This window comes from Binatus sp. (SeqCode) (assembly GCF_035272065.1).
Lineage (GTDB): Bacteria > Desulfobacterota > Binatia > Binatales > Binataceae > Binatus.
Genome location: NZ_DATEQZ010000051.1, coordinates 118,959 through 145,210, shown reverse-complemented (window position 1 = coordinate 145,210; position 26,252 = coordinate 118,959). Strand labels below are relative to the sequence as shown.

Here is a 26,252-nt window from a genome sequence, read left to right as displayed (position 1 = left end):
AGCGTCAGCATCGTGCTCTGTGCCCGATCGGATCCTCGCATCTTCCGCTTCCTCCTCAACCCAACTGGCCTCGTTCCACTATACCGATGCAAAACCTTCCGTCGATCCCATCGAAGAGGCGTTTCTCAACACCCTGCTAGGCGACAGCCACAGATGTGCGTATGTCTGTCGCAGACGGCGGACAGTTACAATGACTAATGCGCAAGAGACTATTATACCTCCTGCGAGTAATAGGAGGACCGGGGGAATGAAACGTTTCGGAGTGCTGCTTCTAGCGTTAACACTAGTGCTTTTAGGGCCTAGATATGTGATGGCGCAGTCGTCTTCTTACGACGAAGGCTATGAGGCGCAGCAGCGCGAGGATGCTGAACAACAAGAGCAGGAGCAGCGCCACGAAGCTGAGCGACAAGAGCAGGCCGAACAGGCCGAACAAGCCGAGCAGCGCGAAGAAGCTGAACAACAAAGGCAGGCCGAGCAGCGTGAGAATGCTGGGTGCCCGACTTGTCCGACAGACAACAGTGGCAACATCATTCCCCCGCCTTAACGGGTAAGAGGGGACCGCGCAAGCTGGCGTAAAGTGTCGAGCGCGAAACGCCTAGCGTGCGAGCTACAGCCCGGCCGCCCTCGGTTTCGAGCAGCTGGCGCGCGTGCTTAATCTGTTCCTGATTAAGACTCGGCTTACGGCCAAGGCGGACACCACGCCTCTTTGCAGCTGTCAGGCCTGCGCGCGTGCGCTCGACCATTAGAGTGCGCTCGAATTGCGCCAGCGCACCCATAATATGAAGGATGAGCGTTCCCCCGGCCGTGGTGGTGTCGATAGCTTCGGTGATCGATTTGAAATGGCATCCGCGCCGGCCTAGATCGTCGATGGTCGCAATCAGGTGCGAGAGCGATCGGCCAAGTCTATCCAGGCGCCACACAACCAGCGTGTCGCCAGCCCGGAGACCGCTGAGCGCGCGTGTAAGCTGTGGCCCCACGCTCACGGCGCCGCTGACACCCTCATCAGCATAGATTCGCGAGCATCCTGCTTTCGCGAGCGCATCCTGTTGCAGGTTCAGGTGTTGATCGGTGGTGGACACTCGCGCGTACCCGATCAGCCGCGATGATTTTTGGACCGCATTTTCGGACAGCCAACTTGAGCCTAGTCGCGGGTTTTCTTTGTGTCTTGGAATTGTTCGTTTGTCGGACATTTCATCTGTTAGTCTCATTGTTTATTTCGCTCCCATTCTGCGCGTGGGTGATTGTCGCGCGAGATCGAGCTTTCGAATCTAGCTTCTAGCGTCTTCTGATTGTGACTAGCTGTCAACGCCTGCTGATTCCTGCACCTAGACTCAGCGCATCAGTCTAGTCATTGGCGCAGTGTAGGATTGAATAGGTCTGATGCGCATCGTGCATAGAAGTCCTAGCCGGGTCGCCCGAGCGAAGCCTTGCGTCGCAAACCATTAGTGAACAGAGAATCTTATTGAATTTCCCTCACCCCCACCCCTTGCAGATGCTAGACAATCGCCACAATCAAACAATCGTTGATTGGACACTGTGCGCCAATGCCAAAAGAGCGGATATACCGATAAGCGCTGTTTCATCACTGCCAGCTAGGCAGGGCTCGGCCGAGCCCCGGTCTAGCCCAGGTCTAGCGTCATAGTTGCGCCATAGCGCGGGGAATCGGCCGCGGAGCGATTGAGCTATTCAGGGAACCTTTGATTAGTTATCAAAGGCACTGCCAGACTCTTTGCCTTTCCTATTGAATTTCGACCCCCCACCACGCCTAAGAACCAGGGCCTAAAATCGCGCGCCCACACGTTCACCCAGGAGTGAATTGATCTTGCGCGCGACGTTCGCCATAGTGGCTTTCAATACGCGACAGAGGGACCCGTAACCAGTACCGCCAAAAATATTTTTCAAGGCTAACCGCCATAGTTCCGTCATAGGTACGGGTTAGCCCCACTGCCCGTTGGCCCATTCTGGGACCATGTGATTGAAAATCATAAGTCCCAGTATGACCTTGATAGAAGGCGCGACGAAGATTAGATTAGCGACTAGGCGTAACACCGGCCCTAGCGCCTTTCTCGCCGGAATCTTTCGAGCGTGAGGTCCTCATGACCGCACAGATTCCGGTGTCGTCTGACTTCGTTGCCTCTATACCGCGTGAGCACATCCCGGCCGTGATCCCGGCCTTGGTGGCGCGGCTGCTTGTCGAGCCAGAGCTTGCTTCGCCCGCAGCGCCGTCGTCCGCACCCGCCACCCAGGACGAGGGACCGATGCTCACACCCGACGAGGCGGCGACCGTGCTACGACGCCCGCGTCGGTGGATCTACCGCAACGCGAAGCGGTTGCCTTTTGTGAGACGAATCTCGCGAAAGACGCTGCTGTGCTCTGAGCTTGGTATTAGACGCCGGCTCGCCACACGAAAGGCCGTTTGACGTTGCGATATTCAGGATGCTAGATATCTGGATATGGTAAAGGGAACATCAGCAAGGGAAGCGGCCGCGACCGTCAAGACGAGTGTAAAGTTGCCCAAGGCGTTATGGCGCGAGGCATCGATAAGAGCACTCGACGAGGGCAGGGACCTTCAGGACGTGATCGCCGCTGCACTGGATTTCTACTTCAAATCGACGCCGAAGCGTCAAGGGGGTGCGCGATGAGACAGACGCGTGGAATCGGGTCGGTCTATCAGCCGACCTACATCGACAAGCAGACGGGACGACGGAAGAAGTCAGCCGTCTGGTGGATTTCCTACTATCACCGCGGCAAGAAGCATCGCGAATCCGCCGGGCGCTCGGAAGATGGCCGGCCGCTGAGCCATGCGGCCGCGATGAAGTTACTCAAGCAGCGGCTCGGCGACGTGTCGCGTGGCCGGCCGGTAGGACCAAGCGTCGAGCGAACGACCCTCGAGGACTTGGCTTCGATGCTCACCGCGGATTACAAGGCCAACGGACGGCGGAGCCTCGATCGGGTCGAAGATGCGCTCGGGCATCTGCGCGAGTACTTCGCTGAATCTCATGCGATCGAAATTACGAGCGACCGGATTACGGCCTATGTCACCCATCGGCAGTCACAGAAGGCGAGCGCGGCGACGATCAACCGGGAACTCGCAGCATTGAAGCGGGCGCTCAAACTTGCGGAGATCGCCGGCAAGGTCGCATCACGGCCGCACGTTTCGATGTTACATGAAGCGAATCGGCGAGAGGGATTTTTCGAAGCCGAAGAGTTTAGGGCGGTACTCGCCGAGCTTCCGGTCACTCGCGAAGAGGACGAGGCGTTCCGCGAGCGGCTACGACGGAAGGGAATGACGCCAGCTAAAATTAACCACGAGCTAGCGATGGCGAAGCGCACCGCTGAGGCGATTCGGCCAGTGCTCGAGGTCGGATACATCACAGGATGGCGCATCACTTCGGAGATCCTGACGCGGCAGAAGCGTCACGTCGACCTTGAGGCCGGCTGGCTCCGGCTGGACCCCGGCGAAAGCAAGAACGGCGAAGGCCGGATGTTTCCGCTGACCCCGGAGCTGCGAGCGACGCTGGCAGCGCAGCTCGACCGAACGCGCGCTATTGAAAGAGGGAGCGGACAGATTATCCCGTGGCTGTTTCATCGCGAGGGCAAGCCCGTTGGCTCTTTTCGCAAGGCTTGATGAGCGCCTGCGAACGCGCGTGCCTCGCCGGCAAGATTCCACATGACTTCAGGCGGACGGCCGTTCGAAACCTCGAGCGCGCCGGCGTGCCGCGGTCGGCTGCGATGGCGATGGTCGGGCATCGCACGCAGAGCATCTACCAGCGGTACGCAATCGCGGACGAGTCCATGCTGAAAGACGGCGCCGCGAGGCTGGCGGCGCTCCATCTTTCCGACTCTCAGAAGAAATCCGAACCGAAGGTGGTCGCGCTCGCGAAGGCGTAAGCTCGATTTTTGAAAATGGACACGGTACGGGCAAAGTCAGAGGCATCGCAGAGCGTTGAAGCGGCCGTCGCTCATCAGAAAACTCTTTGTTTGCATGGATTTTGTTGGTGGGCAGGGAGTGAATCGAACACTCGACACAAGGATTTTCAGTCCTTTGCTCTACCGACTGAGCTACCTGCCCACCGTCTCGGTCATCTTCACGCGATCGGTTATCTCACAGAACGCGAGGATGGGACACTGAAGAGATCATTCGTACCGATGATTGACGCGCCTTGCAACGGCTCGCTTATCGCTTGAGGCTCGCCACTCGTGACTCGACAAAATCTATCACCTTGCCTTCCAGGTTCGCGCCGTCGAGCCGGTCGATCTCCTGCACTCCGGTCGGGCTCGTCACGTTCACCTCGGTCAGGTAGTCGCCGATGATGTCGAGGCCGACGAAGTATAGCCCGTCGCGCTCCAGCCGCGACTTCAGCATCCGGCAGATTTCGCGATCGCGCGCCGTCACCGGCGCCTTCACGCAGGTGCCGCCTACGTGGATGTTGCCGCGATGCTCGTCCTCGCGCGGCACCCGCAGCGTGCATCCGAGCGGCTCGCCGTTAAGCACGATCAATCGCTTGTCGCCGTTGCGAGCGTCGGCGAGATAGCGCTGCGCCATGATCAGCCGCGTTTCGTACTGCGTCACCGTCTCGAGAATCGCGCCGAGGTTGCGATCCTTGGTCGTGACCAGGAACACGCCCTCGCCGCCGTGTCCGTCGAGCGGCTTCACAATCATCTCGCCGCCCTGTTCGTCGAGAAAAGTCTTGAGCCGCGGAATTTCATAGGTCACGAGCGTCGGCGGAATCGCGTCGGGGAAATTCAGCGAGTAGAGCTTTTCGTTAGCCTCGCGCAGGCCGGCCGGGTTGTTCAGCACGAAGGTGCGCCGGCTGTCGGCCAGGCTGAGCAGCATCGTGGCGTAGAGATAGGCCGCGTCGGCGGGCGGATCCTTGCGCATGAAGATGGCGTCGAAAGCCTCGAGCGGATACTCGGCGCCCTCGTCGAGAAACTTGTAATGCGGATTTTCGCGTCGCGTCAGCTCGCATTGCCGGGCCCGCGCGATCACCTGGGCGCCGCGTGCGTAGAGGTCGCGCAGCCCGAGAGAATAAATCTCGTGGCCGCGGAATTGCGCCTCAAGCATGAACACGAACGTCGTGTCCTTGTCGACCAGCACCCGCTCCAGCGGGTCCATGATGAACGCGAACTTGCGCGCCATCGTCTTACTTCGTTTCGGCATCTTCGCTTGACCCTTGCCCATCGTGAAGCAACCCCTGTGCTATAGCGACCGCTGCCAGAGCCGCCGTCTCGCTCCTGAGGCGATTTGGCCCGAGCCCCGCCGCGACGAATCCTGCCTTCGCGCCTTTCGCGCGTTCGTCGTTGTCGAAATCACCCTCAGGTCCAACCGCTATCAATATCGCACGCGGATGCGCGCGTCGAATCACCTCGCCCAGCGGCTCGCCGCCTTGCGCGCAGATTACGGCGAGCGTCCCCGGCGGCACACCACGAATCAAGTCGTCAACGCCGACCGGCGACCGTACTTCCATTGCGGACGGCGACTGGCTTTGCTTTGCTGCCGCGAGCGCGAGCCGGCGCCAACGCGCGAGCCGCTCCGCGCCGGGCGAACGAACCAATCCGCGCGCACATACCAAAGGCCACAGCTCGGACGCGCCCAACTCGGCTGCCTTCTCTACGATGAAGTCCATCCGCGGCCCTTTGATGATTGCGGCGGCCAGAATGATTTGAGGCCGAGCGGGCGAGGGCGACGACGATTCGATGCGAACGACGGCGCGCTCGCGCTCGTAGCGTTCGATCACGCCGTGATGCTCGATGCCCGCCGGGTCGAGCAAGGACACGCGCGCGCCGGCGGCTAATCGCAGCACCGCGCGCATGTGATGCAACTCCTCCCCCTCGACCTGCGCAAGGTGTCTCGCGTCAGGGGCGTGTGCGAGCGAAAAACGCGGCGTCGCAGGCATCAGCGTGGCGCTCGCGACATCACGAGCGTCGTCCAGCCGCGATGCGTCTTGCGGCTGAGACAGCGCAACGGCGGCCGGTAGTGATCGAGTACGTCGTCGGCCTCGTCGGCGAGGAAGCCGCCAAGGACCAACCGCCCGCCGGGCGCGACGATTTGCTTCAGATGCGGTGCGAGCTCGATCAACGTGCCACTCAGGATATTTGCCACGATCAGATCGAAGTGCCGGTGGATCGATGCGAGCGGCACCGACGAAAATCGAATTGATTTCTCGACGCCATTGAGGCGCGCGTTGGCGCGCGCGTTCTCCAGCGCCGTCGGATCGATGTCGATTGCGATTGTTTCCGCGTTGCGCTTGCCCAGCAGCGATGCCGCGATCGCCAGGACGCCGGAGCCGGTGCCGGCGTCGAGGATCGATCGTGGTGCATGCGCGGCGACAATCGATTCGATCGCGCGCAGAGCGCCCGCGGTCGTCGGATGGTGTCCGGTGCCGAACGCGCGCGCGGAGTGGACCACGACGGTTGTACGGCCGGGCTCATTCTCTCGCTTCCACGGCGGCACGATCAGCATTCGCCGCCCGACGCGAAACGGCCCGAAGCGTTTCATCCAAAGCGTGGACCATCCGGGATCGACGATTCTCCTCACACTGCCGTCGCGCGCGGCGTCGGCGAGCATCCCCGCCTGTTCCATCATCAGTCGCAGTCGCGACAGTTCGGTCGCTGAGATCCGGTCGAAGTATGCTTCGAGCGCGACGGTCTTATCCTCACGCGCGCGCGGCAACTTCATGCCAGCGACAGCGCATCCGATTGCGCCGCCCGCGACGAGGATTCCCGCTGCTTCGTCCGCGAGATGCGCGTGCGTGCGGAAAATCGCCCTCGTGTAGCTTCGCCTCGATGCGGCTGCGTGTTGCATACAGTCCCGGCTGAAGTTTGGCATCAGCGCGGATTTCTTTCGAGGCCTCATTTCGCCGCATCGATTGTTGAAAAGGAGGGAGGACGCGTTTGCGCCTCCGCTCCATGAACGCGTAAACTCGCTTCATTATCAGACTTCAATTGTTCCAAGGTGGTGGAAGCGGGCTGTGCTGAACATAGCCCATCGCGGGGCGAGCGGTACTTTTCCCGAGAACACCCTGAGCGCGTTTCGCGCCGCTATCGACGCAGGTGCGGACATGTGCGAACTCGACGTTCAGCTCAGCCGCGACGGCGGCGTCGTCGTAATTCATGACGAGACTGTCGAGCGCACGACGGACGGCAAGGGCGAGGTCGCGGAACTGACGCTCGAGGAGCTCAAGCGCTTGGACGCGGGCGCGAAGTTCAAGGGTGGCGCGCTCACGGGCGAGCGAATTTCCACGCTCGACGAAGTGTTCGCCGTCACCAGCGGCAGGTGCGGGCTCAATATCGAGCTCAAAGCTGGTGGCCTCGAGCATCAGGTCGCGCAGATCATGCAGGCGCGCAACGCGTTCAGCGATAGCATCGTGTCGAGCTTCGATTGGGAATATTTGAAAAAAATTCAGCAGCTCCATTTCAACATTCGCGTCGGCTTGCTTGCCGAAGAGAAGCCGGTTGACCTGATGATGAACGCGGTTGCGATGCGCGCGCATGCGATCAACCCGCGCTGGGACATGGTCACGGCCGACCTGTGCAAGGCGGCCCACGAGCGCGACCTCAGGGTGTACACTTGGACGGTGGATGCGGACGCGCGGATGCGCGCGCTCGTCGAATGCGGTGTTGACGGTATCATGACGAATTATCCAGAGCGGTTGCGGACGGTGGTGGGCGGCTGATGGGACGTTTCGGCGACGACAAGATCGAGGAAGTCCGCTCGCGCGCCGATATCGTGGAGATTATCGGCGCACATGTGCGTCTGCGCCGGGCGGGGCGCAACTTCGTCGGGCTGTGTCCGTTCCACAATGAGAAGACGCCGTCGTTCTCGGTGAATGCCGAGCGCGGATTCTTCCATTGCTTTGGATGCGGCGTCGGCGGCAGCGTTTTCAATTTCATCACGCGCGTCGAGGGGCTGACGTTTCCGGAAGCGGTGCGCTCGCTCGCGAAAAAATACGGTGTGACTCTGCCCGAGCATGATGTATCGGGACCGGCGGCGGGCGAGCGCGAGGCGATGCTCGAAGCAAGCAAGGTCGCCGCCGAATTCTTCGCCCACGTGCTGTGGAACACGACCGACGGGGCGATGGCGCGCGATTACCTGAAGTCGCGCGGTATCAGTATCGAGACGGCGCGCGCGTTCATGGTCGGATATGCGCCCAGCCGGCCGGCGTCCCTGGCGAAGGCGCTGGAAAAGCGCGGCCTGCGCGACGCGGGCATCAAGATCGGGCTGGTCCGGAAGGACGAATCGGGCGCGTACGACATGTTCCGCGCGCGTGTGATGTTCCCGATTCGCGACGCGCAAGGCCGCGCGATCGCATTCGGCGGCCGCGTGCTCGACGCGCGCCTCCCCAAGTACATCAACTCGCCCGAATCTCCGCTGTATTCGAAAACGCGCACCCTATACGGGCTGTTCGAAGCGCGGCAGGCGATTTCGTCGAGTGCGTCATCCGGGAAAGATCGCGCCATTCTCGTCGAAGGATACTTCGATGTGATTGCGCTGTGGCAAGCGGGATTCAAAGAGGTGGTGGCGGGATGCGGCACGGCGCTGACGGTCGAGCAGCTTCGCGTGCTGAGCCGCTACACGAAGAATGTAATCGCGTGCTTCGACGGCGACACGGCGGGGCGCAAAGCCTCGATGCGGGCGCTGGAGACTTTCCTGCAGGCGGGCTTGCTGGGCCGCGGGATTTTTATTCCGTCAGGTTTCGATCCCGACACATTCGTTCGCGAGCGCGGCGCCGCCGCGTTCGCCGAATTGACCGACAAATCCGAGTTGCTGGTTGATTATTTTCTGAGCGAGCAGGCGGGAGAGGCGCGCGGCTCGATCGCCGAGCGGGCGCGCGCGGCGCAGCGCGTGGCCGAGATGCTGAAGCTGGTGGGCGATCCGTTCCAGTTCGATTTGCTGGCGCGCAAAGCCGCCGACCTGCTGTCGATAGGCGAGGAAGTATTGCGCAAAGAGGCGCGCGGACCGCTATCGCGGTCCGCGACGCCGTCGCGGTTCGCGCGCGATACGCGCGCGAACCCCAATCCGCCGCCCGCCGCGGCGGGTGGCGGCGGCGACGCCGGCGCGAAGGCCGAGATCGGCCTTATCGCGCTGGCGCTCCTGCATCCGGAGCTCCGCAATGAAATTGCGCAGTCCGGGGCGAGGGCGAATTTCGAAGAAATTCGCCTCGGCGGAGTGCTCGCTGACTTGTGCCGCACCGACGAGCCATACACTGCCTTGGAGCAATGGATTGCGGATCGATTGTCGCCCGACGAGCAAGGTCGCGTGAGCGAGTTTGCCGTCGGACCATTGAACGACGAGCTCGACAACGACACTGAGAAAGTTTCCAGCGAGCTCGAGAAGTGCCGTGCTCTGGTCAACGATTTCGTCGTTGCGCTCGAGCGCCGCCGCCGCACGCGCGAACTGGGACGCCTGCGCCAGAGCGCAGCCGACGTGTCCGCGCGTGAGTCGGAGCCTGGCCAGGCGGCCGCTGCCGCGCAGGCCGTAATCGCGCATAGGCGCGAGAGCCGCGGTGCATGAACTAACGCATGTACATAAGTTGAACGAATGTTTAAGCGATCAGCCCTTAAGTCTGCCGCGCGAACTTGCTACCATCAGGGCAACCTGATGCATCTCAGAGGGCCCATAGCTCAGCCAGGTTCAGAGCTGCCGGCTCATAACCGGCTGGTCCCAGGTTCAAATCCTGGTGGGCCCATACCATTCGTGCCTGCGGCGGCACTGGCGGGCCGCATCACTATAACGAACAAAAAACTTTGCGCGACGCGCACAACTTTAGCGGAGGGACGAATTGCGTGAAGAGATAAACCGGCTGATGGATCTTCAGATCATCGACCGGCAACTGCAAGAGTTGGAGCAGTCGCTGACCTCGATTGCCGGGCGAGTTGACCAACTTCGCATTGAGAACCAGAGCAACCAGGCCGAACTCGATCGCCTTACTGAACAAGACAAGGAAATAACCGCGGTGCGCAAAAAGGCCGAGCGCGAGCTGGCCGAGGGCGAAGTCAGAATCCGCAACAAGCGGATGCGGTTGACGCTGGTCCGCAACGACAAGGAGCTGCAGGCGCTGACCCATGAGATCGAGTCGTTGAAGGAGACCAATCAGCGGCTCGAGACCGAGTTGCTCACGTCGATGGAAGGCGCGGACGTGCGGACGGCGCGAATCAAGGAGCTCACGGAAGCGATCGCGAAGGGCCGCGTCGATCAGACAGCGGCGGAAAAAGAAATCGCGGCGGAAGTCGAGGGGCTCAAGGGCAATATCAGCAAGACTCGCAAGGCGCGCGAGAAAGTCGCCGAGAACGTCGACGCGAACCTGCTTTCGCGCTACCAGATGATCTTCAGCCGGCGCGCGGGCGTCGCGGTCGCGTTGGCCAAGGGCGGGACCTGCCAGGGATGCAGGATGCGGCTGCCACCACAGTTGTACAACGAGATCCAGAAGCATTTGCAGATCCACTTCTGCCCGAACTGCCAGCGCGTGCTGTACTACGAGGAGCCGGCGGAAGGGAAAACCACTTGATTGAATGCGGAACCCGCCGTGGGTTCCGCACCTCCCTGGGCAGGGGTGACCCCTGCACCAATGTTAATGTTAATGAGAGGACGGACGTCGTCCCTGTTAGGAAGTTGTTAGGGGCGGACGGATCCTAACCTCTCCTTTGTACGAGAGAGTTGTGCACAATCCTGGCTCGTAGTTCTTCCCCTCTCCCTGCAAGGGAGAGGATGAAGGTGAGGGTCCTTATGCAGCGCGCATTTTTCGCGCGCGACTCAAGGTTCTGTTCCAGCGTTTCAGTGGCCGATAGCGGAGCGCCGCGCGAAAAGATGCTACTCTAACACCGCCGGAGTGAGTCGGGCGGTCGCTTCCCTTAAATGGGAAGAGGAAAGTCCGGGCTCCATAGGGCAGGATGGCCGCTAACGGCGGCGCGGAGCGATTCGCGGAAAGTGGCACAGAAAATACACCGCCCGCAAGGGTAAGGGTGAAATGGTGGGGTAAGAGCCCACCGGCGCGCGAGTGATCGTGCGCGCATGCCAAACCCCATCCGGAGCAAGACCAAATAGGAGGCTGAGCGGCCCGCTCTTAAGGCCTCGGGTATGGTCGCATGAGCCGCCGAGCAATCGGCGGCCTAGAGGAATGACCGCCGCCCGCAAGGGACACAAAACCCGGCTTACAGACTCACTCCGGTTCTCTTTTCAGTGAACGTTCGATGTGCCGGGCGGCGCGGCCTCTGATCCCTCGCCCGTTATTTCACGGGAGAGGTTAGGTGAGGGTTCCGCGATTCAAGCACAGTCTTCCTCTCCTAGCTCCGATCCCCCTTCCAGTGCGGGAAGAGGTTAGGGGTTAGGTTCCCCCCGACACCACCACCACGCGCGCTGCCATCTCCAACGCCTTCAGAATAGCGGTGCCTGAAATCAAATACCCCGACACCCTCGACAATGCCGCCAAATCCCTCACCCCAGCCTCAATCTCCGGCGCGATTGCCAGCTTCACCCCCTTCGGCAGCTCGCGCGCCAACGCCGCCACGCGCTCGACCTCGTCGAGCGTGCGGTCGCGATACTCCTCGAAATAACTGACCATCCGGCCCAAGCCGTTGGCGTCCGCGCCATCTTTACTCAGCGACAATCTTAATTGCGAAATCTCCGCGAGATGACTGAGCGGACTGCCGCCGGAGCCCGCTATTGCCGACCATGTCCGCTCGTCGAGGAACCGATTGATCACGATCGCGGAGAGCTTGAGTCCCTCGGCGTCCATCTGGGCGAGCAGCTCGCGCGCTTGCCGGATGCGGTCGGGTTCCGGTGTCGTGACCATCACGAATTTAATGGCAGGCGAATGCAGCAACGCCTCAGTCTTCTGCAGGCGATCGACAATCGCGTCCATGCTCTCGGCCATGGCGGCGAAGAAGTCCGTTATAGTCGAGAGCACGTTGCTGCCGGCGAAGCGCTCGATTTCGCGCACCACAAATCGCGCGGCCTCGCTCGCGACCTTCATCGCAATCCGGCCAGCGGAGAGCGACGGCGTAAAAAGCCATCGCGCGGTCCGCGAATCCAGCAGGCGAATCATACGCGCGGGCGTTTGCAGAAACTCGAACGAGTGCGACGCCGGCGGTGTGTCCACGACTTCCAGCTCGAAGGCGTGTGTCTGGTGAAGATCGTAGAGGCGCTGCAGCGCGGCAAACGCCTCGGAGCCTGCGAACTCTGCCGTCAGGCTTTTGTAAAATGGATTCTCGAAAACCCGCTGGCGCGTCGCCGGATCCGCAACGAACCGCTCGACGATCGCGTCCCACGCCCCGGACACGTCGAGCATCATGGCGGATAGCTGAAGCTGCGAATCGAGTCCTGCGCTCGCCAGCTGCCGCGCGCCTATTCGCGTCGGCTGCCCGCCCAGCCGCGCCAGGCCGAGCGCGTCGCGCAGGCGCTCGGACGGATCGACTGTTATCACCGCGGTGTTGAGATTCGCCGCTGCGCCCGCCAGCGCGAGCGCAGCGGCAATCGTGGTTTTACCGACGCCGCCGGTACCGAGCAGAATCGCAATCGAGCCCTTGGTGAGCAGGTCTTTCAAGTATCGGCTCCGTTGGATGGTCACGATAGCAGGCGCGCGGATTGGGCGCATCGCGACAACCGTTGTCATCGCGAGGCGCTAAGATGTGGATCGTGAGTTCGACGCCGCCCCTATCGAAGGTTAGAATCGACGCGGGTGGCGCGGAGGTGGCTTTGATGGAATCGGAAATGATTGTGGCGGCGTTGGTTGTTCTGAGCGTCCTGTCGATTGCTGGGATTCTAGTTGTAATCGGCAAACTGCGCTCGCTCCGGGCAAATGATTCCTTCGCGCGTTTGGACGAGCGCCTCGATTCGGTCGCTCGCAGTCTCGACGAGAAATTGACGCAGACGCGCACCGACCTTGCCGGACGGCTTCAGCAGGCGCAGGGCGATCTCAGCCTTGCGACCGCCGATCGTCTGTCCGAAGGATTCCTGAACCTCAACGCCGCGCTGGAGCAGCATCTCTCTGCGGGACGCCAGGAGCAGGCGAACTCTCTCAAGCTGGAGATCACGACGCTGACGACGCAGACCAGGGAGAGCATCGAGGGGATCCGCTCGGACGTCGGCGAAAAGCTGGCGGCGATTACGAACAATGTGCAGGTAAAGCTGGATCAGAACATTAAGGACGGTTTTGCGCAGTTCGAAAAAGTTCAGAATCATCTCAATGAAGCGCAGGAGCAGTTGAAAAATCTCGGCGTGATCGGGGCGTCGATCAACGACCTGAACAATCTGCTCAAGATGCCCCATCTGCGGGGACGATTCGGCGAGCAGGGTCTGGAGCGGCTGCTTGAGGATTTTCTGCCGCGTCATATGTACGACCTGCAGGCGTCGCCGGGTGGCGAGGGTTCGGGCCGCGTCGATGCGATCATAAAGTTTCCCGACCGCGTGCTGCCGATCGACGCCAAGTTTCCACGCGAGCAGGTGCTCGCGCTTTTCGAAGCGAACGATCCTCAGTCTGTTGACCAGGCGCGCGTCGAATTCGAGCGTGTGATGAAGGAGCAGGCCAAGCGAATCGCCGGATACATCAGGCCCGAAGCGGGCACGACCGACATGGCACTGATGTATCTGCCGAGCGAGACGCTCTACATGGAAGCTGTGCTGAACGCGGAACTCAGCGACTGGCTCAACAAGCGGCGCGTGTATCCGGTTTCGCCAAATACTTTGATCGTGACGCTGCAGTCGATCCAGATGGTCTTCAAAATGTACGAGTATGCGAAGGGGCACGAGCGCGCGACCGAGGAATTGAAGAAGGCGCAGAACGCATTCGGCCATTTCGAGAATCGGTTCGATGAGCTTGGGAAGTCATTGTCGAAGGCGCAGGACGCGTTCGAAGTCGCCAAGGGGCATCTGACGCGCTATCGAAATCGCGTGACGAATTTGACCGGCGAACCAGCGCCTGAACTCGACTTCCCCTCGACGCCGACGAACATCCGCGAAATCGCATAACCGTCTTTTGATTATTCCGCTTCCTGGTCGGACGGCGGTGGCGGTTTCAGTTGGCTCCGCTCCTTGCCGGCGACGATCCATCGCTCGACTTCGTGGCGCTCGCGCTTCAGGAATCCCGCAATCGCGCGCTTTAGATCCGGATTCGATACATAGTGGATGCTCCGCGTTAGTGCCGGGTCGAAGCCGCGCAGCCATTTGTATTCACCGCCGGCGCCAGGCTCGTAGCGCTGGATGCCGTGCAGGATCGAGTGCTCGATTCCCGCGTAGTAGCAAACGTTGAAGTGCAGGAAGCGGACCTCGCGGAAGCATCCCCAGTAGCGGCCGTACATCACGTTTGCCTTGGCCAGGTTGACGGCGCCGGCGATCAGCTCACGCCCCGCGTACGCGCCGATGAAGACCATGTTGCGTTTGAACGTCCTGCGGATCAGGTCGAAAAAATCCGGCGTGAGATACCGGCGGCCCCAGTACAGCTTCTCGATCGTCGAGCAATAGATTCGGTACATCTCGGCAAACTTCTTGTCGGGGATTTCCTCTCCGGCGACGACGCGGACGTGGACGCCCTGATCGTCCATCGCGGCGCGTTCGTGGCGGACTGCGGTGCGGCGCTTGTGCTTGAGGCGATTCAGGTAGTCGTCGAAGGTCGCGAAGCCCGCGTTGTGCCAATGGTACTGATAGCCGAGCCGCTCCATGAATCCGATCGGCGCGAGCGCGGCGGCTTCGTCGGGTTCGCAAAAATTCACGTGCACCGACGAGAGCTTGTTGTCCTCGCAGATGGATGTGAGTGCGAGGCCGAGCAGATTTATCAGGCCCGCTCGATCACTGCCCGGCGCGGTGAGAAATCGGCGTCCCGTATGAGGCGTGAACGGCACTCCCACAAGAATTTTCGGGAAGTAGCGGATGCCTGCGCCCTCGGCCGCGTCGGCCCATCCGTGGTCGAAGACGAACTCGCCCATGCTGTGCGTCTTGAGGTAGAGCGGGCACGCGGCGACGATTTGCTTTTTTGGACCTTGGCGAACGACGAGATGGTACGGGGCCCATCCGGTGTCGCGCGCGGCCGAGCCGGATTGCTCCATCGCGCGCAGCCAGTCCCATTCGACGAACGGCGAGTCGTCCGGGGCGAGCAGACTGTCCCACGCGTCGCGCGAAATTTTGTCGATACCCTCGACGATCGCGACGTCGAGTCGTGGCGCTGAGTCATTCATTGCAATTCAGAACGGTCAAACTATCAGACTTATCGCAACTGAACCGATTTATTCCGATGCTCACTAGGCATCGGAGAATTTGTTATTATATTTATCAGACGGAGCGAGGCGCTCCGAGCGACAGAGGTGCGATGGAGGATTTCGTGCGCAAAATTTCGGCGCGAATCACCGAGGGTGACGGCAATGGCGACGGCCGTTCCGGCGACGGCGATATCGTCACCGAGCGCAAGACCCGCACCAAGTCGAAGACCGCCAAACCGCCTCTCTACAAGGTGATTTTGCTCAACGACGATTACACCCCGATGGAATTCGTCGTCGAAGTACTGAAGGCGGTGTTTCACAAGCCGCATGCCGACGCGACGCGAATCATGCTGCACGTGCATCAGAACGGCATGGGCGTAGCGGGTGTGTATCCATTCGAAGTCGCGGAGACCAAGACGCACACCGTCGAGGAACTCGCGCGGCAGGCCGAGTATCCGCTCAAATGCGTGATGGAAAAGGAGTGACCGAGCGATAGCATCGATGGCTTCACCGAATAACAACATCATGATCAGCCGCGAACTGCAGGTAACGCTGCAGCTCGCGATGACCGAAGCCGTTAACCGGCGCCACGAGTTCGTGTGTCTCGAGCATCTGCTGTTCGCGATGCTGCATGACGTGACGACGACCACGATTCTGAAAAGTTGCGGCGCCGACCTCGACGCGCTGCGGCGCAAGCTCGCGCATTATCTCGACGAGCAGGTCGAGCGGATGCCCAAGGGCGAAGAGGTCTCGCCGCGCTATGCGATCGGAGTGCAGCGGGCGCTGCAGCGGGCGGCGTTGCACGTGCAATCGGCGGGGCGCCAGGAAATCACGGGCGGCAACGTGCTGGTCGCGATGTTCCATGAGACGGAATCGCCGGCGATTTTCTTTTTGCAGGAGCAGGGCGTTACGCGCTTCGACGTGATCAATTTTATCTCGCACGGCGTTTCGAAGGCCGGCGCCGAAGACGACGAGGACGGCGACGAATCGGACGGCAAGGATTCGATCGACCGCGACGGCCACGAGCATGAAGGCGGCGACGAAGAGGGCGAGCGCAAGATGTCGCCGTCGAAGGCGCTCAACACTTACGCGATCAATCTCGCGAAGCGCGCGGCGGACGGAAAAATCGATCCGCTAGTCGGCCGCAAGAAGGAACTCGAGCGCGCGGTGCATGTACTGCTGCGCCGCCGCAAGAACAATCCCGTGTTCGTCGGCGAGGCTGGAGTCGGCAAGACGGCGCTGGCCGAGGGACTCGCGCTCGCGATTCACAAGGGCGACGTGCCCGACGCGCTGAAGGGCGTCGAAATTTACGCGCTCGACATGGGCGCGCTGCTGGCGGGCACGCGCTTTCGTGGCGACTTCGAGCAGCGGCTGAAGGCCGTCATCAAGGCCGTAGTCGGCGACTCGAAGCGGATCTTGTTCATCGACGAGATTCACACGATTGTCGGCGCGGGAGCGGCGTCGGGCGGGACCATGGACGCGTCCAACCTGCTGAAGCCGGCGCTCGCGTCGGGCGATTTGCGCTGTATCGGATCGACGACCTACCAGGAATACAAGCGCTCGTTCGACAAGGACAAGGCGCTCGCGCGGCGCTTCCAGCGAATCGACGTGGTCGAGCCGACGCAGGACGAAGCGGTGCAGATTCTCAACGGCATCAAGTCGTATTACGAGAAGCATCACAACGTCCGCTACACGAACTCGGCGATCAGATTGTCGGTCGAGCTGTCGGCGCGCTACGTCAACGACCGCTTCCTGCCAGACAAGGCGATCGACGTGATGGACGAGGCGGGAGTCGCGGGGCATCTCCGCGGCACGGGCACGACCGAGCCGGTCACGGTCGGCACGCGCGACGTCGAGCGGACGGTCGCGCGGATGGCGAAGATTCCGGAGCGCACAGTGTCGGCGACCGATCGCGGACGGCTGCAGACGCTCGACGAGGACATGAAGCAGGCGGTGTTCGGGCAGGACGAGGCGATCAACTCGGTCGCTCGCGCGATCAAGCTGGCGCGTTCGGGGCTGAGCCATCCGGACAAACCGGTCGGCGCGTTTCTGTTCGCGGGACCGACGGGCGTCGGCAAGACCGAAGTCGCGCGCCAGCTCGCGAAGGTGATGGGCGTCGAGTTCCTCCGCTTCGACATGAGCGAGTACATGGAGCGGCACACGGTGTCGCGGCTGATCGGCGCGCCGCCGGGTTACGTCGGCTTCGACCAGGGCGGCTTGCTCACCGACGCGATCAACAAGACGCCGCATTGCGTGTTGCTACTGGACGAGATCGAAAAAGCGCATCCCGACTTGTTCAACATCCTGTTGCAGGTGATGGATCACGCGACGCTGACCGACAACAACGGGCGCAAGGCGGATTTCCGCAACGTGATCCTCGTGATGACGACCAACGCCGGAGCGCAGGAACTGTCGCGCGCGATGATCGGCTTCCACGGCGGCGTCGGCCAGGGAAATCCGAAGGGCGTGCTCGAGAAGATGTTCGCGCCGGAGTTCAGAAACCGGCTGTCGGCGACGATCGAATTCGCGCCGCTAAGTCCGGCGACGATGGAACGCGTGGTCGATAAGTTCATCGCGGAGCTGCAAGAGCGCCTCGACCAGCAGAGGGTCACGCTGACGGTAACGCCGGCCGCAAAGAAATGGCTGGCGGAACACGGTCACGATCCACGCTTCGGCGCGCGCCCCCTCGGACGCTTGATCGAAAATGAGATCGCGCGCGAGCTCGCGGACCAGGTCCTATTCGGCAAGCTGACAAAGGGCGGCAAGGCAACCGCAGACCTCGACGGCGACAAGCTGGCGTTTTCGTACGAGCCGAATCCAGCACGTCAGCCGGCACCAGTCGCGTAGTTCAGTCCAGCGCCAGCCTTGCCTGGGTAAGACGGTCTTCCAGAACCGGGAGGCGGTCGTGGCCCCAGAACGGTTCGTTCTCGAAAAAAAACAGTGGGACGCCGAAGACGTGATCATTCGCGGCTTCGTCCTGGGCGCGCTGGTAGGCTAAGGCGCCATCAACTGACAGAAATTTGCGATAGTCGTTGGCGGACATGCCGAGGCTTTCGATCACGCTCGCGACTGCGTCGGGCTGGTCGGCTTCCAGTTCGCGTTTGAAGAACAGTTCGTACACTTTACGGCTGTAGTCGAGCAGGCGGCCTTGCTGCTCCGCGAACAGGCCACCGATCAGCGCGGGCGTCGTGTCGTAAACTTTCAACGGGCCGCGAATTATCAAGCCGCGCGGCTTGGCCCATCGGCGCGCGTCGAGATATGAGTATCGCGCCTTGTGCTCCGAGTAGAGACTGCGCTCGCCCTTGCCCTTGATGCGAAGCTGGAACGGAATCCATCGGATGCGAATTCGAAATCGCTGTTCGAGCTCGAACGCGGGATCGAAAGCGAGGTACGCAAACGGACTCTTGTAGTCCGAGTACATTTTCACTTCTTTCGTTTCAGCGGGCATCGTGTATGGTTATGCTGCTGGGAAAGCGGCGCAGCCTGAGTAATATATTGTACTCGGAGCGAGATCATCCACGCCTGCTGGAGGGAAGACAATGGCGACATCGTACAAGGGCGAATGTTTCTGCGGTGCTGTTCGCGTCGAGGCTACCGGCGCGCCGGAAGCGATGGGATATTGCCATTGCGGTTCATGCAGATCGTGGTCGGGAGGTCCGGTCAACGCATTCACGCTGTGGAAGCCCGACGCGGTGCGAGTCACTGCGGGCGCTGAGAATATCGCCACGTTCAAAAAGACAGAGCTCAGCCATCGGCAATACTGCAAGAAATGCGGTGGGCACCTGATGACAAACCATCCGCCGTTAGGTTTGGTGGATGTTTTTGCCGCGACGCTGCCGATGTTGAGGTTCAGCCCCGGCGTCCACGTAAACTACGCCGAGACCGTATTGCCGATGCGTGACGGTCTCCCCAAGCTGAAGGACTTTCCGAAAGAGTTTGGAGGCTCGGGCGAAGCCGTGCCCGAATGAATCCGGATCGCGTGCGATCCTGAATCGAAGGCCCGGTCAGACTCCGGCGGGTTTCTGCAGCACGGTCGGATGCACCCATTCGGGGCCGCCGGTTTCGGGATGGTCGATGTTGTAGTGCAGGCCGCGCGACTCGCGCCGACTCATCGCGGAGCGCACGACCAGCTCGGCGACCTTCGCAAGGTTGCGCAACTCGATCGTGTCGGCGTCGAGCAGGTGATCCCAGTAGTAGCTGTGGATCTCGTCCTTGACCATCAAGATTCGGCGCAGCGCGCGCTCGAGGCGCCGATCGCTGCGCACGATGCCGACGTAGTTCCACATCAGGCGCCGAATCTCGTCCCAGCTCTGCGTGATCATCACGCGCTCCTCGCTGCGAATCGCGCGCCCAGGATCCCATTCGGGAAACTCGGGCGGCACGCCGCCTCCTGACGCGACGATCTCGCGCGCCGAGGCGAACCCGCGACGACCCATTACCGCGGCCTCGAGCAGCGAGTTCGACGCGAGACGGTTGGCGCCGTGCAGCCCGGTCATCGCGACTTCGCCGGCCGCGTACAGGCGCGGGATCGAGGTGCGACCGTCGAGATCGGTCTGCACACCGCCGCACATGTAATGCGCCGCGGGCACCACCGGAATCGGTCCCTTGGTCAGGTCATAGTCAAAGCTCAAGCATCGCTTGAAGATATTCGGGAACCGCCGTTTGATAAAATCAGCGTCGCGATGGCTCAGATCCAGGTACACGAAGTCGAGGCCGTGACGCTTCATCTCGGAATCGATCGCGCGCGCAACCACGTCGCGCGGCGCCAGCTCAGCGTCGGGATGGTAGCGCTTCATGAACGCGGAGCCGTCGGGCAATTTCAGAATCGCGCCCTCGCCGCGCAGCGCCTCGGAAATCAGAAACGACTTGGCGGCGGGATGATACAGGCAGGTCGGATGGAACTGGTAGAACTCGAGGTTTGCGACCGACGCGCCCGCGCGATACGCCATAGCGACGCCGTCGCCCGACGCGATGTCGGGATTCGTCGTGTAGAGATAGACCTTGCCAGCGCCGCCCGTCGCGAGCATCGTGGCGCGCGAAATCACTTTGCGGATTTCGTGAGTGTTGCGATCGAGCGCATAGACGCCCCAGCACGCGCCGGGCTTGCCCGCGCTCGGACTTTCGACCAGCAAATTGATCGCGACGTGATTTTCCAAAGTGCGGATATTCGGGCGTGCGGCGGCGGCCTCGGTCAGCGCGCGCATGATTTCGCGGCCGGTGAGATCCTGCGCGTGCAGCACGCGGCGATGGCTATGGCCGCCTTCCTGGCCGAGGTCGTATTCGAGTTCGGTGTCGTCGGGCCCGCCCGCCTCGACGCGTGTGAAGCGAGTGCCGAGCCGGATCAGTTCGCGCACCGCCTCGGGACCTTCGCGCACGATCGTTTCGACCGCGGCGCGATCGCACAGGCCGGCGCCCGCGCGCAGCGTATCTTCGACGTGCGATTCGAACGAGTCATCGACGCTCCACACACTCGCGATTCCGCCCTGCGCGTACGCGGTGTTGGCCTCGGAGCTTCCGGCCTTGGTCAGCACGGTGACGGTGCCGACCTCGGACGCCTTGATCGCGAAGGTCAAACCCGCGATGCCGCCGCCGATTACCAGGAAGTCGCTGAACAGTTGCGCGTTATGCCCCATCAGGTTGGCCTCGTTGTGTCAATTTGACGCTACTAGGTCTGCGCTCGGCCAGTCAAGGCGATCGAGCGGCTGCGATTTGCCCCCTCCAGCCGATTCAAATATCCTTGATGGCGCGGATCGAAACGAAAAAACCTGAGATTCGTCTAAAGGCTGAAGGCAATCCCGTGCCGATGACGCCGCCAAATATTGTCACGCTGTTTCGCATCGCGACTGCGCCGGTGCTCATCTGGATCCTGACGCACACGGGCCCTGCCGCGTCGTGGCTTGCGGCGGGGGTGTTCTTCGTCGCGACGGTCAGCGATTTCTTCGACGGCTACCTCGCGCGCAGCTACGACTATGTCACCACGCTCGGCAAGTTTCTCGATCCGATGGCCGACAAGCTGGTCGTCACCACGGCGCTGATCATGTTGGCCGGGATGGCGCGCACGCCGCACGTGCCGGCGTGGATGGTGGTGGTGCTGGTGTCGCGCGAAATAATGGTGACGGGACTGCGCGCGGTCGCGGCGGCCGAGGGGCTGATCGTCGGCGCCGAGGAGCTTGGCAAATACAAGATGAGCTTGCAGGCGATCGCGATTCACGGCCTGCTGATTCATTACACGCATCTGCACATCGATTTCTTCGCGGCCGGGATGTTTATCCTGTGGCTCGCGATGGGCGTGAGCTTGTGGTCGGGCGTTGACTACTACGTGCGCGTGGTCGCGGCGCTGCGGCCGAAGCCGTTCGCGGCGGCGGGCAAACGCGCGGTGATTTGACAGGCGCGCTCGCGCCGGATAATCAAGTGGATTCGATCTACCGGTTTGGAGAGCGGGTGTAGCTCAGTTGGTAGAGCGCGTGCTTGCCAAGCACGAGGTCGTCGGTTCGAAACCGATCACCCGCTCCAGAAATTCTCCAGTGCAGATTTAGGTCAAATACTGAATTTCGATCGCGGCGAAGCGCGAAAAATGCTGGACGCTGATCTCTTCCGCAAGCTCGGACTGTTCGTTGAAACGGAATTTCTGGACGCTGCCACTTGCTCTCGGATCATTGCGGAGACGCGGGCGGCCCCTGTCGAAAAGGGCATCGTCGTAGGAGGGCGCGATGTGCGCGAAATGGGTCGCGACGTCGACGAATCCTCGCGCAAGGTCTGGAACGCCCAAATTCGCGGAGCGACAGAGCTGGAGATTTCGGATCGGTTGGAAAGTCTGCGGCCAAAACTTGAGCGGCATTTCAATGTTCGCTTGAGCGACTGCGAAGGCCCTTACTTTCTGAGGTACGATAAAGGCGGATTCCACGTGCCGCATCGCGATGCCCGTCCCGGCTCGCCGCCCGAAATCCGAAGGCGCGCGGTCTCTGTAGTAATCTTTCTAAATCCCTCGGTGCAGGATCCGGCGATCGGCAATGGATTCGCCGGCGGCGAGCTGGTCTTGTACGGCTTGATCGACGATCCGAAGTGGCAGAAATTTGGATTCCCGGTGACGGCAACACCCGGGTTATTGATCGCATATCAATCTTACCAAATGCACGAAATCAAGCCCGTAGAGTTCGGAGAGCGATTCACAATCGTCGCTTGGTTCTTGCGGGACCCGTCCTAGTCGACACCACCGCCCGCCCAAAAGAGTGACGCCGACATCTCACGCCGGGGGACTTCCTACTGCGCCAGAGGACTGCCGAGGCGCGCTCCACGAACTCCTCGATCAGGAAAGCTTGCTTACTTTCTTGGACGCCTCGGCCGCTTTGAGGCGCGCGCTGGCGAGCGCGAAAATACCCCAGTTGCCGGTCTGCCAGGTGAGCGTGAGCTTGCAGGCGCGAATCCTCCATCCCGCGGGCGTGCGCACGAATCGATTCGTGTAGTAGCCGAACATAGTTTGCGTATAGTCGCCGGTGTCGTTCGGCAGGTAGTGCCGCGCCTGCACGTAGCGATGCACGTCGCGTCGTCTCCGGCGACAGTGATCGCATGATTCGTGAACATGTGCGATCGGCGAATTGCATAGTAAACTCAAGCACTTTGCGGGGTTTTTTCGGTTTGGGTGTCCAATAGGTGTCCACTCGATCCAAAAACGCGATCGATTACAGCGTCATCGCTGTTCCTGAAGTGGTGCGTGTAAACGGCCAACGTGATGGCCGAGTTGGCATGACCCAGAAGCGCGCTGACCTGATTGACCGGCGTTCCCGCTGTTATCAAGGTGGTCGCGTAACTGTGCCGAAGCGAGTGGAATCCGACCTGTCGAAGTCCGGCACGCCTGAGTGCTGGATACAGGGCACCTCGCAGAACGACGCTGTGATGAACAGGCAATCCCGAGAGGCCGGGGAATACTAGGTTGAGCTCGCCCGAAGGGCCTGCCAGTTTCCAACGCTTCAACGCAGTAGCCAGCTCTGCCGGGATCGGAATAGGGCGCTCGCCCGCCTTCGTCTTCGGCGGATAGAACGCGGCGCGGGCTGGAGTGTTCTCGGCCGCCGCCGTCCACGACAAGGATCTGCGAATATAGATTTTGCGCGAGTCGAGCTCGACGTCGGTCCATCGCAACGCGAGCAACTCGCCTATCCGCGCGCCGGTAAGCGCGGCCGTCAATATCAGCGTGTGGTCAAACCCAGGGCGGGCCGAATCTAGGAGTCGGCGGATTTCGGGCGGCGCGAGGTATTCGCCTTCGCGGACCTCATGATTGGCATCGCGTCCACGGTCTTCGCCGTCTATCAGCTCGCTCGAACCAACGCGCAGGCGTTCGGCCAGTTCGAACGGGTTGCTCACGGCGTAGCCGCGGCGCATTGCGAGATTGAAGACTCCAGCGCCGGTAGTTAGCACCCTATTGACCGTGCCCGAGCTCAGCTTGCCGCCGTCCTTGAGCTGGTCGCGGAAGCGTTCGACCACGTCGACGTTGATCGTATTGAGACGATAATCTGCCAAGCTCGCCAGATGGCCGCACTGCGCGACGGTGAACGCAATCATGTTCGGGGTGTAGCCGGCCTGCTTGGACGCCACGAACTGCGCCGTCATCTCGCCAAAGAGCGGGATCGACTTGGCGGGTATGTAAGTTCCTTCTCGGCGAGCCTTCCGAAGACCGTCGAGCCAATCTTGCGCTTCGCTCTTGGTCTCGAAAAACTTGACGCGGCGATCCGGCACTGGTCCTCGAGCCTTCCAGTTTTTCTTGCCGGGAACGTTCGACACCTTCTTCGGATTGGCCATGCTACTTCCCCTTGTGACCGGCGGCAGCGATCGTCTGAATCAGGCGCGCCATCGATTCCCGGATCGGCACTTCGTCACGCTCCCATCGCGCGACACTGTTCCAGTGCACGCCGATTCGATCCGCGAGTTCGGGCTGCGTGAGTCTGAGACGCGTCCTGATCCTTTTTAGTTCTTTGCCAGTCACTATCCATTATGGATAGCAGCTCTTCGGGGATGAATCAAGCGCACCGGAGCGGTGAGTCCCTTGGCGTGGTCGGATGCCAGGAACGCGGCCGCGTCGGCCTCAGTATGGCGCACATAACGACCGAGACGCTGACCGTGGAGACGACCGGCCCGCCACTGCTCGCGAATCCAGGTTTCCGGCACGCTCCAGCGCTTGGCGAGATCCTCCGGCGACAGCAGCGCATCTGGTGCCGCGGCGGCCGGCGTAATTAGCCGCGAAACTATGTCGGCCAACAAGGCGACGAGCTCTTCGCGGCTGAAATCGGCTATCGACGGGGTCGGCAATCAGGACTTAATCACCTGCTACAAGAGAGAGGAGCCGGGTGAGCCGGCGACGAGCGCGCGAGGGAGGTTATGCCCCGCGCGTCGATCACCCCGAAGTTGAGCTAGCCGGCGGCACCCGAGCTTGGAAGACTGATTCACGTTAGTTCCTGTAGTCGCCAGCAGACGGCGCCGGAGTGATGCCGTAAGCATCGTCACCTTCGACGGAAATCCGGCGTCCTGGATGCGCGCTGATCACGCGATACGCTTCAGCAAAAAGTTTCTGCGCGTCCGCAGGTTGGTACGCCGTGACGCCCACGACATTTTCCAAAGCCAGAACGTCGGCATCGCTTAACCCAGGGCCGTCGTTCCGCGCCGTGCCCGGACTCACCGGAGGAGCGGCACCTTGGCGCTCGGTTTCGGAAATCGTCCTGAAATCGGCGCGCTTTTGAATGCGAGCGACGAGGTTACTTACGATAGCGAAATGATTGGTGACGGTTTTCGTGTGTCGGTTGGCGAGTATCGTTCCGGCCGAGTCCGACTTCGGCCCGGTCAGGGATTTCACGAACGCAATCGTCGAGGGACGCAGATCGCGCGCGTCGCTGTCGCGCCAAACATGCATCTGCGGGACATTACCGATGACCTTCCTCGTCGCTACCTTCCTGCCGCCAGTCATCGTCTCGACCAACTGCAGCGCCTTTTCACTTAACATGATTTTTCCTCCGTCTGAATTTCGAATGACACATTAAAGGGTCTCTGCCTGATTTCTCTGCTGTAGCCGCGCCAGCACTTCGTCTCGGCGCTCTGTGAATACGCGTCGCTGCACGACTGACAATTTTCCAGCGGGCACCGCGTGGATCTCATTGCCTACAATTCCCAGATCGACGCCCGCCGCTCCGATCGCATCGAGCATCGAATCCACATTCACCCCACGCACTTCGGCCGCGATGGCTGCATCATGTTCGCGAAGCCGCGCTTCGTTAGCGGCGACAACCCTGGCAGCTGCCACGGCTTGGCGCCTTTTAGCCTCCGTCTCGACGTTCTCTCCCGTGGCCTTCAGGGCAGCGCGGCCGGCGTCGCTATAAAGCAGGTCACGAAACATCTCGTCGAACTTGTCCGCGGCATAGGCGTACAAACTGCTGCGCTCCGTGACGTCGGGCGCAAAATTTACCGCTTTCTCGATCGTGGCGGTGTACTCTTGGTGCTGCGCGAAGGAAGCCTCATTCCGCTCGAGGTCGGTGCCGTCAGCCCGCGTCCTCCGGTCGAGCGCTTCGAGCCAAGTTCGCGGAGCTGCACGCAGGTTTCGCTGCGGCGCGATGGCGTTCAGAAGCTTCAGGTTTTTCGGAGGTTTGTATTCAGGTTCCATTATGTCGGTCTCCTTTGAAAAGTTTCAGTTCATTGCCGGGGTTGCCCGTCTGGGATTCCCCGGCTGGTTCGATCTGGCCCGACGAAAATTTGTAACGTTCGCTTGTCCTCGGATGTCGTCGCGCACATATGCTTACGGAGATAGTGTTACCTGGGGAAGGCATCAGTCACTCACCGCCAGAAATTTCTCGAGCTCCTGCCGCGGTACCAGTCGACGCCGGCCAGCGTGTACGGATCTGAGCTCGCCCGATTCCAGCATCAGCCGAATTTTCCCAGGACTTAGGCCGAGCGCCGCGCTAGTTTCGCGCATACTGAAAGCCAACTTCTCGACCGCAGGATCTTCGCGATGGGTGTGCTTGGGTGAATTGGGTTGGTTCGCCATATAGCTATATGTTTCGGCCTTCCAAATTGAGAATCAAATT

Annotated in this window: 28 protein-coding genes, 3 tRNA genes and 1 other RNA gene; 15 read left to right on the top strand and 17 right to left on the bottom strand. The window is 61.2% G+C overall.

The window, feature by feature from the left end:
• The first annotated feature begins 247 nt into the window (after positions 1 to 247).
• Entirely contained in the window at positions 248 to 544 is a 297-nt protein-coding gene (locus VJX68_RS09590; protein WP_324095458.1) for a hypothetical protein, read from the top strand.
• Here the strand turns inward: VJX68_RS09590 and VJX68_RS09585 are convergent.
• Entirely contained in the window at positions 528 to 1,079 is a 552-nt protein-coding gene (locus VJX68_RS09585; RefSeq protein WP_414643472.1) for a recombinase family protein, read from the bottom strand. The two genes, VJX68_RS09590 and VJX68_RS09585, sit on opposite strands and share 17 nt — an antisense overlap.
• 1,559 nt (positions 1,080 to 2,638) lie before the next feature.
• On the opposite strand from VJX68_RS09585, the gene VJX68_RS09580 reads away from it, so the two are divergent.
• Positions 2,639 to 3,628: a tyrosine-type recombinase/integrase gene (locus VJX68_RS09580; protein WP_324095455.1), complete on the top strand. Its 990-nt coding sequence runs from the start codon at positions 2,639 to 2,641 to the stop codon at positions 3,626 to 3,628.
• Entirely contained in the window at positions 3,628 to 3,891 is a 264-nt protein-coding gene (locus tag VJX68_RS09575; RefSeq protein WP_324095454.1) for a hypothetical protein, read from the top strand. The genes VJX68_RS09580 and VJX68_RS09575 overlap by 1 nt, the downstream gene beginning before the upstream one ends.
• A 105-nt stretch (positions 3,892 to 3,996) precedes the next feature.
• Here the strand turns inward: VJX68_RS09575 and VJX68_RS09570 are convergent.
• The 4 genes from VJX68_RS09570 to VJX68_RS09555 all read right to left on the bottom strand — a co-directional run bounded on the left by VJX68_RS09570 (position 3,997) and on the right by VJX68_RS09555 (position 6,829).
• Positions 3,997 to 4,072: transfer RNA gene (locus VJX68_RS09570), tRNA-Phe, on the bottom strand.
• 105 nt (positions 4,073 to 4,177) lie between these two features.
• Entirely contained in the window at positions 4,178 to 5,161 is a 984-nt protein-coding gene (gene gshB, locus VJX68_RS09565; RefSeq protein WP_324095453.1) for a glutathione synthase, read from the bottom strand.
• The gene (locus VJX68_RS09560; RefSeq protein ID WP_324095452.1) at positions 5,145 to 5,897 is read right to left on the bottom strand and encodes an RsmE family RNA methyltransferase; all 753 of its coding nucleotides are present in this window, start codon (positions 5,895 to 5,897) and stop codon (positions 5,145 to 5,147) included. The genes gshB and VJX68_RS09560 overlap by 17 nt, the downstream gene beginning before the upstream one ends.
• The gene (locus tag VJX68_RS09555) at positions 5,897 to 6,829 is read right to left on the bottom strand and encodes a 50S ribosomal protein L11 methyltransferase (RefSeq protein ID WP_324095451.1); all 933 of its coding nucleotides are present in this window, start codon (positions 6,827 to 6,829) and stop codon (positions 5,897 to 5,899) included. Before VJX68_RS09555 ends, VJX68_RS09560 begins: the two co-directional genes overlap by 1 nt.
• Before the next feature lie 142 nt (positions 6,830 to 6,971).
• Here VJX68_RS09555 and VJX68_RS09550 point away from each other — a divergent pair, with 142 nt between their 5' ends.
• The 5 genes from VJX68_RS09550 (at position 6,972) to rnpB (ending at position 11,170) form a co-directional block, all read left to right on the top strand.
• Complete coding sequence (locus tag VJX68_RS09550) at positions 6,972 to 7,676, top strand: glycerophosphodiester phosphodiesterase (protein WP_324095450.1); 705 nt, start codon at positions 6,972 to 6,974, stop codon at positions 7,674 to 7,676.
• The gene (gene dnaG / locus VJX68_RS09545) at positions 7,676 to 9,514 is read left to right on the top strand and encodes a DNA primase (RefSeq protein ID WP_324095449.1); all 1,839 of its coding nucleotides are present in this window, start codon (positions 7,676 to 7,678) and stop codon (positions 9,512 to 9,514) included. Before VJX68_RS09550 ends, dnaG begins: the two co-directional genes overlap by 1 nt.
• A gap of 99 nt (positions 9,515 to 9,613) precedes the next feature.
• Positions 9,614 to 9,689 (top strand) — tRNA-Ile (locus VJX68_RS09540).
• A gap of 117 nt (positions 9,690 to 9,806) precedes the next feature.
• Positions 9,807 to 10,508: a zinc ribbon domain-containing protein gene (locus tag VJX68_RS09535; protein ID WP_324095448.1), complete on the top strand. Its 702-nt coding sequence runs from the start codon at positions 9,807 to 9,809 to the stop codon at positions 10,506 to 10,508.
• Positions 10,509 to 10,826: 318 nt separating this feature from the next.
• Positions 10,827 to 11,170: RNase P RNA component class A (gene rnpB, locus VJX68_RS09530), an RNA gene on the top strand.
• Positions 11,171 to 11,324: 154 nt separating this feature from the next.
• On the opposite strand, the gene VJX68_RS09525 is transcribed toward rnpB, so the two are convergent.
• Positions 11,325 to 12,611: an ArsA family ATPase gene (locus tag VJX68_RS09525; protein WP_324095447.1), complete on the bottom strand. Its 1,287-nt coding sequence runs from the start codon at positions 12,609 to 12,611 to the stop codon at positions 11,325 to 11,327.
• 86 nt (positions 12,612 to 12,697) lie between these two features.
• Between VJX68_RS09525 and VJX68_RS09520 the strand changes: the two genes are divergently transcribed.
• Positions 12,698 to 13,966 (top strand): DNA recombination protein RmuC, encoded by a 1,269-nt coding sequence (locus VJX68_RS09520; RefSeq protein ID WP_324095446.1) that lies wholly within the window; start codon positions 12,698 to 12,700, stop codon positions 13,964 to 13,966.
• Positions 13,967 to 13,977: 11 nt separating this feature from the next.
• On the opposite strand, the gene VJX68_RS09515 is transcribed toward VJX68_RS09520, so the two are convergent.
• Positions 13,978 to 15,168, bottom strand: a complete 1,191-nt coding sequence (locus VJX68_RS09515) for a GNAT family N-acetyltransferase (RefSeq protein WP_324095445.1) — start codon at positions 15,166 to 15,168, stop codon at positions 13,978 to 13,980.
• 131 nt (positions 15,169 to 15,299) lie between these two features.
• Here VJX68_RS09515 and clpS point away from each other — a divergent pair, with 131 nt between their 5' ends.
• Together clpS and clpA are read left to right on the top strand one after the other, a co-directional pair.
• Positions 15,300 to 15,674 (top strand): ATP-dependent Clp protease adapter ClpS, encoded by a 375-nt coding sequence (clpS, locus tag VJX68_RS09510; protein WP_349255903.1) that lies wholly within the window; start codon positions 15,300 to 15,302, stop codon positions 15,672 to 15,674.
• A 16-nt stretch (positions 15,675 to 15,690) separates the two neighbouring features.
• Entirely contained in the window at positions 15,691 to 18,036 is a 2,346-nt protein-coding gene (gene clpA / locus VJX68_RS09505; RefSeq protein ID WP_324095443.1) for an ATP-dependent Clp protease ATP-binding subunit ClpA, read from the top strand.
• Position 18,037: 1 nt separating this feature from the next.
• Here the strand turns inward: clpA and VJX68_RS09500 are convergent, their stop codons facing one another.
• The gene (locus VJX68_RS09500; RefSeq protein ID WP_324095442.1) at positions 18,038 to 18,637 is read right to left on the bottom strand and encodes a DsbA family protein; all 600 of its coding nucleotides are present in this window, start codon (positions 18,635 to 18,637) and stop codon (positions 18,038 to 18,040) included.
• Between the two features lie 91 nt (positions 18,638 to 18,728).
• On the opposite strand from VJX68_RS09500, the gene VJX68_RS09495 reads away from it, so the two are divergent.
• Positions 18,729 to 19,157 carry a GFA family protein gene (locus VJX68_RS09495; protein ID WP_324095441.1) on the top strand — a complete coding sequence of 143 codons (429 nt, stop codon included), beginning with the start codon at positions 18,729 to 18,731 and terminating at the stop codon, positions 19,155 to 19,157.
• Between the two features lie 36 nt (positions 19,158 to 19,193).
• Here VJX68_RS09495 and nadB read toward each other — a convergent pair whose 3' ends face one another.
• Positions 19,194 to 20,822, bottom strand: coding sequence for an L-aspartate oxidase (gene nadB / locus VJX68_RS09490; protein ID WP_324095440.1), 1,629 nt, complete (start codon positions 20,820 to 20,822; stop codon positions 19,194 to 19,196).
• A 107-nt stretch (positions 20,823 to 20,929) separates the two neighbouring features.
• Here nadB and pgsA point away from each other — a divergent pair, with 107 nt between their 5' ends.
• Positions 20,930 to 21,574 (top strand): CDP-diacylglycerol--glycerol-3-phosphate 3-phosphatidyltransferase, encoded by a 645-nt coding sequence (gene pgsA / locus VJX68_RS09485; RefSeq protein ID WP_324095439.1) that lies wholly within the window; start codon positions 20,930 to 20,932, stop codon positions 21,572 to 21,574.
• 52 nt (positions 21,575 to 21,626) lie between these two features.
• A tRNA-Gly gene (locus VJX68_RS09480) sits at positions 21,627 to 21,702 on the top strand.
• Positions 21,703 to 21,721: 19 nt separating this feature from the next.
• Here the strand turns inward: VJX68_RS09480 and VJX68_RS09475 are convergent.
• A complete protein-coding gene (locus VJX68_RS09475) occupies positions 21,722 to 22,027 on the bottom strand; it encodes a hypothetical protein (RefSeq protein WP_324095460.1) in 306 nt (101 codons plus the stop codon).
• Here VJX68_RS09475 and VJX68_RS09470 point away from each other — a divergent pair.
• Positions 21,911 to 22,393, top strand: coding sequence for a 2OG-Fe(II) oxygenase (locus VJX68_RS09470; protein WP_324095459.1), 483 nt, complete (start codon positions 21,911 to 21,913; stop codon positions 22,391 to 22,393). The two genes, VJX68_RS09475 and VJX68_RS09470, sit on opposite strands and share 117 nt — an antisense overlap.
• 102 nt (positions 22,394 to 22,495) lie before the next feature.
• On the opposite strand, the gene VJX68_RS09465 is transcribed toward VJX68_RS09470, so the two are convergent.
• The 7 genes from VJX68_RS09465 to VJX68_RS19330 all read right to left on the bottom strand — a co-directional run bounded on the left by VJX68_RS09465 (position 22,496) and on the right by VJX68_RS19330 (position 26,140).
• The gene (locus tag VJX68_RS09465; RefSeq protein ID WP_324095438.1) at positions 22,496 to 22,726 is read right to left on the bottom strand and encodes a nuclear transport factor 2 family protein; all 231 of its coding nucleotides are present in this window, start codon (positions 22,724 to 22,726) and stop codon (positions 22,496 to 22,498) included.
• Positions 22,727 to 22,797: 71 nt separating this feature from the next.
• Complete coding sequence (locus tag VJX68_RS09460) at positions 22,798 to 23,982, bottom strand: tyrosine-type recombinase/integrase (protein ID WP_324095437.1); 1,185 nt, start codon at positions 23,980 to 23,982, stop codon at positions 22,798 to 22,800.
• Between the two features lies 1 nt (position 23,983).
• Positions 23,984 to 24,166 carry a helix-turn-helix domain-containing protein gene (locus tag VJX68_RS09455; protein WP_324095436.1) on the bottom strand — a complete coding sequence of 61 codons (183 nt, stop codon included), beginning with the start codon at positions 24,164 to 24,166 and terminating at the stop codon, positions 23,984 to 23,986.
• Positions 24,166 to 24,438 carry a hypothetical protein gene (locus VJX68_RS09450; RefSeq protein ID WP_324095435.1) on the bottom strand — a complete coding sequence of 91 codons (273 nt, stop codon included), beginning with the start codon at positions 24,436 to 24,438 and terminating at the stop codon, positions 24,166 to 24,168. The genes VJX68_RS09455 and VJX68_RS09450 overlap by 1 nt, the downstream gene beginning before the upstream one ends.
• Positions 24,439 to 24,628: 190 nt before the next feature.
• Positions 24,629 to 25,153, bottom strand: a complete 525-nt coding sequence (locus VJX68_RS09445) for a hypothetical protein (RefSeq protein ID WP_324095434.1) — start codon at positions 25,151 to 25,153, stop codon at positions 24,629 to 24,631.
• 57 nt (positions 25,154 to 25,210) lie between these two features.
• Positions 25,211 to 25,831 (bottom strand): hypothetical protein, encoded by a 621-nt coding sequence (locus tag VJX68_RS09440; RefSeq protein ID WP_324095433.1) that lies wholly within the window; start codon positions 25,829 to 25,831, stop codon positions 25,211 to 25,213.
• Between the two features lie 162 nt (positions 25,832 to 25,993).
• The gene (locus VJX68_RS19330) at positions 25,994 to 26,140 is read right to left on the bottom strand and encodes a helix-turn-helix domain-containing protein (protein WP_414643473.1); all 147 of its coding nucleotides are present in this window, start codon (positions 26,138 to 26,140) and stop codon (positions 25,994 to 25,996) included.
• Positions 26,141 to 26,252: the final 112 nt, after the last annotated feature.

Bases quoted from the DNA above. Each gene is read 5' to 3' on its own strand.
- VJX68_RS09535 (WP_324095448.1), top strand. From the start codon at position 9,807: ATGGATCTTCAGATCATCGACCGGCAACTGCAAGAGTTGGAGCAGTCG.
- VJX68_RS09500 (WP_324095442.1), bottom strand. From the start codon at position 18,637: ATGCCCGCTGAAACGAAAGAAGTGAAAATGTACTCGGACTACAAGAGT.
- VJX68_RS09515 (WP_324095445.1), bottom strand. From the start codon at position 15,168: ATGAATGACTCAGCGCCACGACTCGACGTCGCGATCGTCGAGGGTATC.
- pgsA (WP_324095439.1), top strand. From the start codon at position 20,930: ATGGCGCGGATCGAAACGAAAAAACCTGAGATTCGTCTAAAGGCTGAA.
- VJX68_RS09560 (WP_324095452.1), bottom strand. From the start codon at position 5,897: ATGCCTGCGACGCCGCGTTTTTCGCTCGCACACGCCCCTGACGCGAGA.
- clpS (WP_349255903.1), top strand. From the start codon at position 15,300: ATGGAGGATTTCGTGCGCAAAATTTCGGCGCGAATCACCGAGGGTGAC.
- VJX68_RS09495 (WP_324095441.1), top strand. From the start codon at position 18,729: ATGGCGACATCGTACAAGGGCGAATGTTTCTGCGGTGCTGTTCGCGTC.
- VJX68_RS09590 (WP_324095458.1), top strand. From the start codon at position 248: ATGAAACGTTTCGGAGTGCTGCTTCTAGCGTTAACACTAGTGCTTTTA.
- VJX68_RS09470 (WP_324095459.1), top strand. From the start codon at position 21,911: ATGGGTCGCGACGTCGACGAATCCTCGCGCAAGGTCTGGAACGCCCAA.
- VJX68_RS09575 (WP_324095454.1), top strand. From the start codon at position 3,628: ATGAGCGCCTGCGAACGCGCGTGCCTCGCCGGCAAGATTCCACATGAC.
- nadB (WP_324095440.1), bottom strand. From the start codon at position 20,822: ATGGGGCATAACGCGCAACTGTTCAGCGACTTCCTGGTAATCGGCGGC.
- VJX68_RS09440 (WP_324095433.1), bottom strand. From the start codon at position 25,831: ATGGAACCTGAATACAAACCTCCGAAAAACCTGAAGCTTCTGAACGCC.
- VJX68_RS09520 (WP_324095446.1), top strand. From the start codon at position 12,698: ATGGAATCGGAAATGATTGTGGCGGCGTTGGTTGTTCTGAGCGTCCTG.
- VJX68_RS19330 (WP_414643473.1), bottom strand. From the start codon at position 26,140: ATGCGCGAAACTAGCGCGGCGCTCGGCCTAAGTCCTGGGAAAATTCGG.
- VJX68_RS09580 (WP_324095455.1), top strand. From the start codon at position 2,639: ATGAGACAGACGCGTGGAATCGGGTCGGTCTATCAGCCGACCTACATC.
- gshB (WP_324095453.1), bottom strand. From the start codon at position 5,161: ATGCCGAAACGAAGTAAGACGATGGCGCGCAAGTTCGCGTTCATCATG.
- VJX68_RS09525 (WP_324095447.1), bottom strand. From the start codon at position 12,611: ATGACAACGGTTGTCGCGATGCGCCCAATCCGCGCGCCTGCTATCGTG.
- VJX68_RS09555 (WP_324095451.1), bottom strand. From the start codon at position 6,829: ATGCCAAACTTCAGCCGGGACTGTATGCAACACGCAGCCGCATCGAGG.
- clpA (WP_324095443.1), top strand. From the start codon at position 15,691: ATGGCTTCACCGAATAACAACATCATGATCAGCCGCGAACTGCAGGTA.
- VJX68_RS09460 (WP_324095437.1), bottom strand. From the start codon at position 23,982: ATGGCCAATCCGAAGAAGGTGTCGAACGTTCCCGGCAAGAAAAACTGG.
- dnaG (WP_324095449.1), top strand. From the start codon at position 7,676: ATGGGACGTTTCGGCGACGACAAGATCGAGGAAGTCCGCTCGCGCGCC.
- VJX68_RS09475 (WP_324095460.1), bottom strand. From the start codon at position 22,027: ATGCCGCTCAAGTTTTGGCCGCAGACTTTCCAACCGATCCGAAATCTC.